The organism is Paenibacillus sp. SC116, from assembly GCF_024733555.1.
Taxonomy (GTDB): domain Bacteria; phylum Bacillota; class Bacilli; order Paenibacillales; family Paenibacillaceae; genus Paenibacillus_B.
Genome location: NZ_JANIOF010000001.1, coordinates 1,933,131 through 1,946,399 on the forward strand (window position 1 = coordinate 1,933,131; position 13,269 = coordinate 1,946,399).

General features: G+C 40.4%; 7 protein-coding genes. All 7 read right to left on the reverse strand.

The genetic code is table 11. The annotated features are described in order from the left end of the window. Positions 1–43: 43 nt before the first annotated feature. The gene (locus tag NQ117_RS08510) at positions 44–751 is read right to left on the reverse strand and encodes a hypothetical protein (protein WP_258277535.1); all 708 of its coding nucleotides are present in this window, start codon (positions 749–751) and stop codon (positions 44–46) included. 43 nt (positions 752–794) lie between these two features. Beyond that, positions 795–2,027: an IS110 family RNA-guided transposase gene (locus tag NQ117_RS08515; protein ID WP_258277536.1), complete on the reverse strand. Its 1,233-nt coding sequence runs from the start codon at positions 2,025–2,027 to the stop codon at positions 795–797. 225 nt (positions 2,028–2,252) lie between these two features. Next, positions 2,253–3,029, reverse strand: a complete 777-nt coding sequence (locus NQ117_RS08520; RefSeq protein WP_258277537.1) for a recombinase family protein — start codon at positions 3,027–3,029, stop codon at positions 2,253–2,255. Between the two features lie 229 nt (positions 3,030–3,258). Further along, positions 3,259–4,089: a rolling circle replication-associated protein gene (locus NQ117_RS08525; RefSeq protein WP_258277538.1), complete on the reverse strand. Its 831-nt coding sequence runs from the start codon at positions 4,087–4,089 to the stop codon at positions 3,259–3,261. 1,712 nt (positions 4,090–5,801) lie between these two features. Then, a complete protein-coding gene (locus tag NQ117_RS08530) occupies positions 5,802–6,098 on the reverse strand; it encodes a hypothetical protein (RefSeq protein WP_258277539.1) in 297 nt (98 codons plus the stop codon). A gap of 23 nt (positions 6,099–6,121) precedes the next feature. Next, positions 6,122–11,290: an RHS repeat-associated core domain-containing protein gene (locus NQ117_RS08535; protein WP_258277540.1), complete on the reverse strand. Its 5,169-nt coding sequence runs from the start codon at positions 11,288–11,290 to the stop codon at positions 6,122–6,124. A 187-nt stretch (positions 11,291–11,477) separates the two neighbouring features. After that, positions 11,478–13,139: a carbohydrate binding domain-containing protein gene (locus NQ117_RS08540; RefSeq protein WP_258277541.1), complete on the reverse strand. Its 1,662-nt coding sequence runs from the start codon at positions 13,137–13,139 to the stop codon at positions 11,478–11,480. Positions 13,140–13,269 lie beyond the last annotated feature (130 nt).

The following is a 13,269-nucleotide window of genomic DNA, read 5'->3' on the forward strand; positions in this document are numbered from 1 at the left end:
CCCTAGCTCTCCTTCATACGTATCCTAGTTTATAAAGCGAAATTTAGTGCTTATAAGGAGGATTTAACGTAACCTTGTAAACAAGATTAAACAACCTGTTAAAAGTATGGTTGTATTCTTTCCGTTTGCGATTAAACTGTAAGTTATGACGTTCTACAGCGTTGGTATCATTGTAATTAACTTCGATTTCAAAGGACGCTTGCTCGAAATCATATTTACAGAAAAGCCAATAGTCCTCTATTGAGTCACTTTCTAAAATAAATTGGTTAATAAATCTTGTGACAATTACTTCTGTTGATTCAAGGAACAATTCCGCAATATCAATAAAGTCAACGATATCATCAAGACTTCCTGTGCTAGGGTCAATGTAAGCATGCTCCATTCGATTCCTAGCCGTATTAATTTTCTTCATTATGTTTGGTGCTATTAGTCCTAATTCTCTCAACAAATCAAGTTTTTGCGGAAAAGAGTTAAGATCTTTCACTCTCTGTCCTACCCTCTTTATTCCATAAATCTGGAGGATAGAGTCCACACGAGACTCTATCGCTCTTTTAGCGTTAGATAACGCATTTACATTAGCATTCGTTTTATCGTCGCTTGAAATAAGGTCGTTTTTTGCATAAGACAAATAGTCATTCGACTTAATTTCAAAGGGATATTCAAGTGATTCCATGCTGTGTGGTTGAATATAAGTATCTTCATCTATGAGATAACTAAGTATGATATCCTCAATAGAAATTACATCAGGCATTTGCTACCTCCAAAAATATATATTTTAGTTATAACCAATTATATCAGCCCACTAGTTTTCTGGATACTTCTGGAATTACGTATACAGATTTAGTCTTCAACAGTTTGTAGATGACATTGACCAACTTCCGCATGATACACACAATGGCTTGTTGCTTCGTCTTTCCTGCTGTCAGTCTCTGCTCATAGTAGGCATAGAAGTGGGGATTACGTGGCTCTCGCTTCCGAGTCACAGCGATTTGACGAACCGCTAGACTCTTAAAAATGTCATGTAAGACTCGATTCCCCTGCTTGCTCTTATGGTTCCGATGCTTGTTACCTGAACCAACCGTTACAGGTGCGACACCAGCAAATCGAGCAAGTTTATCAGGTGAAGAGAATCGATGAATATCACCGATTTCTGCTATCAAGTCAGCTGCTGTAACGACATTAACACCTGTTATCGTCTCCAACTGAAATCCAAGCTGCTTCATCAAACCCTCAATTTTCTCTTCTACACTTGCTAGCTCCTTTTTCAAGAAGGCAATGGTACGTGTATAAGCCAGAACAATCGAATCTCTGGACTCTTGATAGTCTCGATAAGTATCCCCATCGGCTTCAATTAGAGTGATAATCTGGTTCGCTTTCTTTGTAGAAAGTCCGTTATTACTGTGACTACGCAAGAACCGAGCAAGTTCATCCTCATTTACATCTTTCAGCCAGTGCGGGGATGGGAACCTCTCCCAAAATGCTAATGCAGTCTTACCTTCAATTTCTGAGAAGAACTTCTTGTAGCTTGGATAGTGATAAACGAGCTGTTGATGCAATCTCTTCACAGTCGCCGACAAGTCCTTAGACTGCCATCTTCTCTGCATTACGAGCTGGCTAATTGCCCAATACAAGTCAATTGGTTTCGCGTCGGGAAGGTTGTGCAGCTCATCCTTTAGAACTCTTGCCACACATTCTGCGTCCCAGCTATCTGATTTTTGCACAGTCACATGGCTCTTTCTCCTCGCATTTGAGAGCTTCGGATTCACTTCCTTCACCCAATGCTTCTCCTCTGTCAGATACACCGCTAATGCTCTACCATAGCCACCTACATCCTCTAGCCCAAAGACAACTGTTAGCTCCTTCTTGGTATACCGTTTGACTTCTTTGACAAGCAAGGGGAAGGATGTCGGCTTGTTGTCAAACTTAAACTCGCCTAACTTGCGATTCCAACAGTCAATGATAACTGCGGTGTGATGCTCCTTATGAAGGTCTACTCCTACATAGATCAATTGATCGGGTTTAATCATGCTGTCACTCCTTGATTATGTATTTGGATGGTTACTGCTGCGCTGGAATTGCATCCTCAACTCAAGTGGACATCACCACAAAGACACGTAAGCAAATTTCCAACCCATGAGTAACCATCCAATCTATAAATTGAAAGCATGTTAGATGAATAAGGTCGCATCCTCAGTTCGAGCAGACAAGCTGCAAAGATACGCTAGCGAATTCTTATACTCATTCATGCTTCATTAAATAATCGCTTGGTGAAGCCCTTTGGCTTCGATCCCACCATAGCGATACTGACCTTGATAGAACTCTTTACGGTCAAGTATCCGTTTGACTTGAACCTTCGTAAAGCTTTTACCTTGTTGCGTAGTAAAGCCTTCTTCATTCAATTGAACCGCTAATCGAGTTAGCGTCCATGTAGGATTCTGTATTCGTATATCAAAGAGCCTTCGAATGGTTCGGGCTTGCAACTCGTTCACTTCAATTGCCTTACTTCCCTTCTGAACTTGATAGCCAAAGGCTGCTCTACCGCCAGCATAACCTCCTTGTTGGGCTTTCTTGTTACGTCCTCTACCAAGTTTCAGGGCAATCTCTAACCGCTGGTATTGATCTAACAATTCCATCAGTCCATTTATTAGGAAGTCACTTGGATCTTTCTTATGTATAGAGTAGGTCGGTTGCTCGATGCTCTTCACATCAACGCCGTACTTCTTAAACTCTCGATGAACCAATACCTTTACGATGTCAGAACGCCACAATCGGCTTGTATTCAGTACGACAACTGCATCATAGTTACCTGTAACTAATGTAGCTAACATGTTCTGAAAGCCGATTCTATCTACTTCAAGGGCTTCTTCATCCACCTTCGCACCACTGATGCCTTCATCAATGAAGATTTCTTGCAAACACCATCCTTGCTCTTCACAGAATAAACGGATTTCATCTTGTTGGTAGGAAAGACTATATCCATCCTTGGCTTGCCCACTTGTTGAAACTCTTACGTAACCGATGACATTCATGCTGTTTCCTCCCGCTCCGTTACGATAATTTTAATTACCGTAACCGTAGCGATTTTATTTTTCTAATTTTTGGTAATTGTTAATTAACGACAATCATAATACGAGAGGGCGAGGGAGTTCAAGCTCCCTTTTTCTAAGATTTAAAGTACCTGTGACCTTTATCCATCCGCTCCACAGCAGGTCCAAGGGTCTTATGACCTTAACACGGTAACGTTAAAAAGATAGCTCTTTACTTCTTCAAATGGTACGTTTCGAGCTGTATATACATCAGGTACTCCACAGGAAATTGGCGAGACTCCACTAACTTCGGCACATAACCGCTCTCTTTCAATTTCTCCATCATCTCTTGAAAGTCACCTTTCACCGTCCTCGGTACAATTAGGTTCTTGCTCTGAAGAAATAACCGCTTGCCATAGGAGCGGGTATCCGCCTTAAAATCTCGCAAGTTCTTAATCAGGTCGAGCTTCAGCTTGTTCCGGCGCTCCGTCATCGGCAGGCTATATATTCGTTTCAATTCGACGCTTCCTAGTCCCCAGATGTCCCGAAATGTTCCATCCGCTAGTTCCGTTCTCGGAATATTCGGCAGATCGGTTAGCAGGTGGAAGTGAATCGTGCCGCGCGCTTGGAAGGAACGAACAGTGAGGTACTTGAAATCACCGTACCGCTCACGCATCCGCTTCACCCAATTCTCATAGTCCTTCGCCGCTTCATCCAGTGTCACATCCGGCTTCTCGTAGGTGAGCGTAATAAACTTATGTCCCAAGCTAAAGTTTCGATCCATCAGGTGGCAGAACCGTTCCCGTTCCGCTAACCGGAGTCTCCCCGGTTTCGGCGTTCTTTCAGAACGATTTACAGCGCGCTCTTCCTTATCCGGCGGTTCCAAAATCGCCGAATAGACCCGTTTCTGTACATCCGTCATAGATAGATCAGCGTGAATCGCTTCGATCTCTGCTAGACGCTGGCTTTTCGGTTTTTGGCTCTTCTCTGGTATCGCCCGTCCATACCGCTTCACTCGTAGGCAATCTCCAATTTTCGTCATCTGGCAGTCATAGCCTTTCATCGCTCAGTCCTCCTCGGTTTAGCGCCCATAGGGGGCGTTTACCCTAAATAAACCAAGGGGAGACATTTGTACTCCATGAGCTTCACATGAAAATGAGTGGCGGGGCGGGCTTCTCTTCTTGCTTCGTTCCACGTGTCCAATAGGTTATGAGTTCGTATGATTACAACCAACTTTAACAAGCCATAGCGGTGATTCAGGTTGGGGACTAGGGAAACCCTTCCCGAATACACGAAAACCCCCGCCAGCGACTATGGGACCTTTTACGTCCATATCGTCGCCAGCGAGGGCGTGCTTGGCATATTTACATCCAGAGAACATTGGAGGGTAATCAGGATGTCTCAGCTATTCACTGATACCCGTATAACCCAAACCGTCACGGAATTCAATCCTGCTCATGAGAATGATTCTAGATACATTAATTCGATTAACGGAACGAGCGAAGCGAGTTCACTCCGAGCTATAGCGAGGAGGATAGCACATCCATTCCTTGAATTTTCCTAATCAAAAATCCGTCCAGGCTTCTATGGGCATAGGAAGCCCGTTTATATTAAGATGAACTCTGTTGCTTCATGTTCTTCACGTCCTGTGACCTCTCCTCGCTTTACTCGGAAGACTTCGCTTCGCTTCGTCTTTGTCTTCCCTTCGGTCTTGAAGTGTGAGCTTGATATTCAGGTGTGAATTCTTCTTTAATTCTTAATATAGGAGCCACTTTTATTCGTTCTATTCGCCCACTCCCGACAGAAGCGCTTCACTCTTAGACTATGGAACGTTCCCATAAGAGTCCTGTATTTCCCACATAGGAACGCAAGTCACGTTCTACATAAATCCCCCCATAGATCAGTAAATCGATCGTATATTTATTAGTTTTTTCGCAGGAAATATACCATTCGCTACCAGTAGGTTATCAATCCACCAAGATTGATCGAAAAGTTCTATCGATTATTTTTCAAACAGATCATTCTGTTCATTCGGCTTATCGAATCCGATTAGAGCGAGTGGTTACAAGCTATATAAACCATGTGAATTCGCAGTTATCTCTTCGGATAGGCAAACGATCGCGGTAGGACAGTAGCGTCCACCTACGGCTATTTCTGAGCGTTCTACGCCAATTCGTCGCCACGGGACGAGTGAGAGATATGCAATTCCACTTAGCACATCTCAACGCTCCGCTCAGTCTTTTTTCATATAAATCAAACAGCAGGCAACGGAATGACGGCACCACGCTCACCGAGAGAACTGACTATATATTATTAAATCAAGGATAGCCGCCCGATTCATTCGGCACTGGATGGGAATAAAAGAAAACCACAAGGAGCATCATTGGCTCACTTGTGGCAATAAAGTTTTTGCACAATATTTAATACTAAATCAACTCTATAATAAATTTTATAACCAATATCAATAATGCAATAACATTAACAATTCTATACCATTTTTTATTAGCACTTTTTAGCCAACTATAACAAATCGCGATTGATACAAAGAGAGAAATAGCAAAAGATATAATGTAATTATATCGATCAACTTTCAGATAGGTTTCCACAGATGGAACCTGTTCAGGATTCCATATATTGTAGATTACAAAATCATCTAATAGAATATAAATAACCAGTCCCCACAACATAAAATTACAAAACAAAAATAAACAAATTCTAATTAGATTTAATCCACTTTTATTCATACTAGCAATACAACCTTCCACAAAGAGATCACTAAAATGACTGAAGTAAACTCTTTATATCTCTTAATTCAGTAATAAATTCTTTTTTAAGTTTTTCATTTTTAGGGTTATCAGTATTTCTGAAATCAACTTTTCCCTGAAACCGAGTATAGACAGATATTATTAGTATTTGTATTCTTTCTTCTTCGTCAACAACATCTAATTCAGCAAAGTTATTTAGTATCTTCTTATCTTGATTAGAAAACAATTGAAGATTATTTATGTTACTCTCTACAATTGCAATTACCTCATCTGCATAAACCTTAAAATTATTTGATAACCTAGACAATTCTTAATACCCCCCCTTCATTATTATTTCGCCTTACCTTTTTTTCTAAATTGTTTACCACTAATATCTTCGAAATAGTAGTTATCGATATAATTTCTAGCGCCAGCTGTAGGAATAGCCTTACCTGATTCTTTATTATAAAATGAGTATACAATTTTACCAATGTCAACTGATTCAATTTTCATCCACATATCCTTGTAAATTTGAACATTCATTTCGTTTATGTAGCCACCTCGTTCAAAATCACTCAGCCTAGCATACAGATCAAGCTGTCGCTCAGCATTTTCATACAACCCATCCCATCGAGCAGCAAATATATTTCTCCACTGCTTAGGTTTCACCTCCCACATAGAGCCCCCAGAAACAATATCAATCCAGTAGTATGTCACATCATACTTGTATCCAAAAAGATTTTTTTGTTCTGTAACCTTATGCTCCAATTCTGTTCTCCCACCATTTTTTCCTGCTATTTGAGCACCAACCAGAACTTGAGTTATTTCATGAAAAGCTGTATATATAGGAATCCCATCACCATTTTCATTCAAAACAGCTTGCACAAGTTCTTCATTAGTATACCTTCCTGCTACGTAATCATTGAAGATAGTATTAAGTGTTTTCTTCTTCATATGACCACTTGGATCAATGAAGTTTAATGGATTATTCTCAACATACGTATACAAGTTCAAACTAAGCGGATTGCCTTGTTCCCCTTCATACGTATCCTCACTAATAAACCGTCCCATACTTGGGTCGTACCATCTTGCGCGAAGATATTGAAGCCCTGTCGTCTTATCCCAATACTCGCCTGAATATTTCAGGATATTCGGTACTGTTTCTTTCTCTTCTAGCGGTAATCCCCAAATGTCATAGCGATATTCATTCAGCTTCTTACCCGTTTCATCGACGATGGCTACGACATCACCATGACCGTTAAGCTGATAATATTGCAACTGGCTGGTTGCAGCATCTTGGCGACCGATAAGCTTGCCGTTTAAATCATATAGATACACATACTTAATCTTGGCTTTGCCATCTGCTCCGACGACTGCTTCTGCTAGTAACAACTTGTTAGCATCGTAATAGTAGCGGTTCTTAACGTTATTCTCTACACGCTCATACAGCAGTCCTTCGCCTGTGTAAGAATATGTTACTGGATTATGATCTCCTGTGACCTTCGTTAATCGATTCTTTTTATCGTACTCGTACTGTACATCTTTATCTGGTAGTTCTCTAGAGCTATCCAGAGTCTCCCTATTATATCGCTCATCATACGAATACGTCTCGTTGAACTCACTTGAGGTTTGAATCTGATTCAATGGTGTGTATGAGAAATTCGTGATATAACTATTTTCATTGCGCTCAGTAATGTTGCCAACCAAGTCATATCCATATTGGAAGGTATTCTGTGCAGCTCCATCCCTCGCATGGTTCAGCTTCTTCAGCTTCATGTCTTCGTATTGATAGTCCGTGGTAAACGCATTGCCATACGTCTGCTTCGCCAATTGTCCATTTGCCAAGTGATCATATGAAATCGTCTTCGCTGGCTGATTGCCACCACTCAAAATGTTCAACTGCTTCAATTGGTTAACGTTGTTGTAGGTACCATCTACCTTCACATTAACGCCTGGAGCTGCGAATTCATAGCCTGTCTTCTTGTTTAAGTCATAGTTGTTGGTCAGCTTCACACCATCTGGGTATTGTATGCTTGTTAAGAAACCAGAACGCGCCTGATATTCATAGCTCGTTATCCCTCTATGATCTGTCATCGTAAGCGGTCTGCCTTCGGTGTCATAGCTGTATTGAACCGTTTCATTGCCTAGCTTATTTTGAATTAACTGGTTCATTACATTATAAGTATTCTCAGTAATGTTTCCACTACGATCAATGTACTTCTCTAAGTTGCTATTCGCGTCATAGTAGTATTTTTGTACTTGACCTGTTCCATTAATCTTCTTCGTAACGCGACCAAGCTCATCATATTCCTTCTTCATCTTCTGCGAATTCGCATAGGTTGTTTCGATCAAATTACCCAAGCGATCATATTGATAACTAGTCGTTTGCTTTTCAGCATCAGTAACCGCGATCAGTTGACCACCAGCATCATACTGATATGCTGTATGGTTACCCTTCGCATCCGTCGTAGAAGTAGCTCCACCTGCAAAATTATACTCTGTACGCTGTACAGGCACATACTTCTGTTTGTTCTGATACGACTCTACTAAAATTGTTCTACCTAACACATCGCTTGTTGATCTTGTACGATTCTGCTCTGCATCAATCGCTGTTACTGTTAGTTTTGCATCATCGTATTCAACCCGATCCGATGTACCATTTGCATACGTCGTCTGAAGTGGTCGTCCAAATCCGTCATTGACATACGTTGTACGATTGCCATATGCATCTTCTGTCCATTGCAGTTGACTTGTCCGCTCATCATAAGCGTATTTGACTTGACCTAGACCTTGTGTTTCTTTCACTTTGCGACCAATTGGGTCAAACCACACTTCAGATACTTCACCGAGTGTGTTCTTCACTTGGATATGGTTTTGAGTATCGTTATACACATAGCTGATTTGGCTATGATTTGGCATCGTGACTAACGTTGTACGCCCCAATGGATCATACGCATACGATGTTGTTTGCTGTTTACCATCTGTATAGGATATCAGTCGTCCCGTTGCCGGATCATACTTCGCTTTTTCCACAATTGTAGTGACTTGTCCATCTGCATTCGTAACATCTACTTCTTGCTGTGTAAGGAATGCATGTTGATACTCGGCGCCATAATGATATCTGAATACGGATGGCTTACCTTTATCATTATGTGCCGTTACTTTGGTAGCATTTCCGAACCCATCATACTCATAATTGATGTGACTAAGAAGCTGACCGCCTTCTGCGTTGGCATACGTTTTAGATTCAATAACTGAACCCTTGTCATTTCGAATCAAACGAGTAAAAGTCTGCTGATTTGCATCCAGCTTAGATGTTATCGTCTCTGGTAGACTCCATTTTGCATCATAAGTAGTTGTTGAACTGGATCCTAGATTATTTGTTTCACTCGTCACACTGCCATTCTCATTATGTTGACGATTTACGATAAGAGATGGACTTTCCGCTCCGGTACTTCTCTTCTTCGACGTAATTTGTGTTGGATAAGGATTAAAAACGTTCGATGTATATGCTTGATTTGTGACTTGCTGTGTCTGACCTGCTTGTTGTACGGTTTCTACATTTCGAAATGCGAAATCTTGCCCTGAATACACTTTATCGTAAGTAAATGTACTCGTTGCATCTCCGCTTTTGATTATCGTCTTATGTTGTGAGTTGCTTCCAGAGGAAGCATACGGGTCAGACTCATATTGAATGTTCGATTTATTACTCTCGATTACTGAACCGTCAACATATTGTGCAACATCTTTACGCTCGATGACCCGATACTGTTCTTGCTTAGAGTCATGACCTAAGTGACGAAGCACTTTGTCATACTTGTACTCGGTTCGAGCTCCTGTTGGATGGTGAACAGCTTTAAGTAATGCATAATCATTCCGCTCATTAATTGCTTCAGATGTAACGGAAAATTTCGATTCAGCAGCTTCATATTCATATCGTGTTGTTCGACCAATTGCATCAGTAACCGATTCTAAGTAATGTTTATTGTATGTACCAGGAAAAGTGCCTAGTTGATAATGAATCGTTTCTTTCCCATTTGTTGCGGTGTACTTCTTGTGATAATGGTCATAGCTAATTTGAATATAATTACCTAGTGGGTCTGTAATTTTTTCGAGCTTATCTATAAAACTATATTTAAAATTTAAATAGTTCGCGTGACTGTCTTCTATGCGAATGAGTTGTCCTTTATTATTGAAGTAATAGGAACTTCCTTGCTTCATCTTCAAAACGTACTCGGAAGTGCTTCCTTCCGCCGTGCGGCTATTGTCCTTAGTTAATACGGCATCTTTCCAAGGATAACGTTTTAAACTCAAATTGGTGTTATCTACTTGATACACACCACCAGCCGGCATTCTAATAAAGATTTCTTTATCTTTAAACTGCATATAGGGAATATCCCACGTCCAGCCTTTACCCAAACTAGTTCTTTCCCCGAAATAATCTTCCTCCACAGCATTATCAGGAAGTGTATATCCTACATAATCGGAACTCCAAATTTGATAATTATCACCCAAACTATTGACTGTTGAAACAATATGGATTTCATTGTTATCGCCCATACCCCAAGAGTATGATTTAACTTTATTATATCTGGCAGGATCAAACCAATAATCAGCTGTTTTTTGTAAAGCTTCCTTTCTTCCATTTAAATGACTAACACCATATTTCTCTATCCAATGTATGATGTTGGGTCCATATACAATTGCATCGTTTCTAGATTCTGTTTCCCCTCGATATATTCTTTCACCATTAGGGAGCACTTGATAATTTGTACCTTTAAGGTAAGGCATAATATAAGACAACATTACATCACTATGCTTAACAGTTTTTTTATAAAACTCTGCATCATTACTGTTATAGCTTCTGCGAAGCGAGAAAGACAAACCATTTCTTCCTGGAATCGAAAGATCTGTTGAAAATAAGCTTAAAGATCCATCCACACTGGAAATCGATTCATTTCCTGTTTGAACGGAATATGGAGCCTGGTCCATCTTCGTATTTTGCTTTACTAGACTAAGAGCATCATGGTTTATTTCCAATGGTCTCGATGATAAACTTCTCTTCTTCCTTGATCCATACACGGACTCCGTTACATTCCCGTATGTAGACCCTGTTACTTCTTCGAGATTAGGAATTGGTAAGTTGAAACCCGGAAATTCCAAGCCATATGTCGCATCGGTCACCGCAGGAGGCTCATATTTCTTTCCTACACCCGGATACATCTCCTCAAGCGTAGCTTCCAACGCCTTGATATCCGGATTTTTCGCTAAAGCATCATGAATATGCTTCAAAGAGTATCCTTCATTTAGTCGCAAAAGAATATCCGAAGGAGTCACATTGTATTTCTTTGCGATATAGTCAATCGTCAGCAATGCCTTATTGTCAGCAGTTTGAGTTGAAACTGGTTTAGGCGCTACCGCTGCTTCTGCAACCTGCAAGAATAACGGTGCGGCTAATTCTAAAAACATGACTAATGCTAGTAATGCTGATATCTTTCTCATCTTTCTCATCTTTTTCATCTGTTCACATTCCCCTGTTATGTATTTCGGATATGTACTAATTTTCAAACTTAATCGTTATATCATCTATTGAAAGTTCACCCCCCTCATGGACTCTCCCCAATTAAAATAATATTTTGCTGAGTCTCCTGTCGTAACAGTTGTTATGGATAACAACATCACAATTCATGAACTCGCTTAACCAGCATCATAGTGGTTTATCTGCGCTCAGCATGACTTGATCAACCAAAAAGTCTGCACTTCCGAGCGGTTTATTAAGCTGCTTCATTGCATGGAAATGCACTCTAGCTATCGTAGCTTTATCTGGTACAACGATTTCTTTCTTAATATCTGCCCAATCGGAAACGGTCGCTGCACGATACGCTGTTGCTGAGCTTAATAAATTGTACTTATCATCAAAGTAATGAATGGAGATGACGACATCCGCATTTTGTACTTTTAAAACTTTCATTTTGGCAGACAAGTAATAGATTGCTTTAGGGTCGACCTTGATATCTTGATAAACATTCATACCACCCTCTGGGATAGAATGTGCTGTTACTCGTTGAGCGCGTTTCCCTTCGTAGTAGTTCTTTTTATCAACCATATAACTACCTGTCACATCATCTGACTTCCAATACTTCCAACCAGCAGCAACATCCTGCTTGTTATAACGTTCAAAGTTCCCATTGAACATCATGCTACCCGGTTCTTTCTTAAGATGGATTTCATCAATAAGCAGATCTACGCTGCCCTCCGGTTTATTCATATGCTTCTGCGTATGTATATGGATTCTAGCAACCGCTGCTGTATCTGGAACTGTTAATTTACGACTTACCCTTAACCAATCTACCGGTGTGCTCGTTATGTATGGAGCCACTGCAGCAACTAAATTATATTTCTCATCAAAGTAATGAATGGATACCATGGCGTCTGCATTCTGTATTTTAGATACTTGAAACTGTGCAGATAAATAATAGGTTTCTTTCGGCTCTACCTTAATATCTTGATAGATATTCATTCCACCTTCCGGAATCGAAGTCGCCGTAATTCGTTGAGAACGTTGACCTGCATATGGAGATGTCGTGTCTAATGAATATGAACCTACTACATCATTCGATTTCCACGACTTCCATCCTTCAGCCACGGCCTGGTTTGTATAGCGTTCAAAGCTTTCATTGAACAACAGACTATCTACTTTCTCCTTCTGGAAGCGTATCTCATCAACTAAGAAATCTGCACTTCCTTCAGGTTTATTAGCATGGCTCTGTGCATGGAAGTGGATTCTAGCAATCGTAGCTTGCGCTGGCACTGGCACGGTGCGATTTACACCTAGCCAACTGACTGACGTGCTTGTTATATACGGTGTGGAAACACCTACTAGGTTGTATTGATTATCAAAAAAGTGAATCGAAATCATAACGTCAGCATCTTTGACCTGCAGCACTTGCAATTGAGCGGATAGATGATACGTTCCCCCAGGAGCTACTTTTATATCTTGATAAATATTCATTCCACTGTTAGTGATCGATTGTGCCGTGATTCGTTGAGCATGTGACCCTGCATACGGAGTTGTGGTATCTAGCACATATTCTCCCTTTACGTTATCAGGTTTCCAGTAGCTCCAATTCCGAGCGGTCTTATTGCTAGTAGAAACTTCAAATCCTTCATTTATGACCAAGTTAGGGTCCTTCTTCACGTTCTCTAAAGACCCCTGTTCATTGTAAAAATACCTAACCGATTGACCTTCATGATTTACTTGAACAAGTCGATTATTATTATCGTAATAGTATTCTTTTGCATCTACTGTCGGTAGTGATAGGGATAACGCAAGTACTGACGACAGTAATGTAATCATCAACTTTTTCATATTTCACTTCCTTATTTAAGTTACTTTTATCTTCTTACATACTGAATAACTGAACATATAATAGATTACTTGTAAACTTGACATCTGTCCTTGATATTATTGACATTTCCTACAACCAAATTGCTCATGC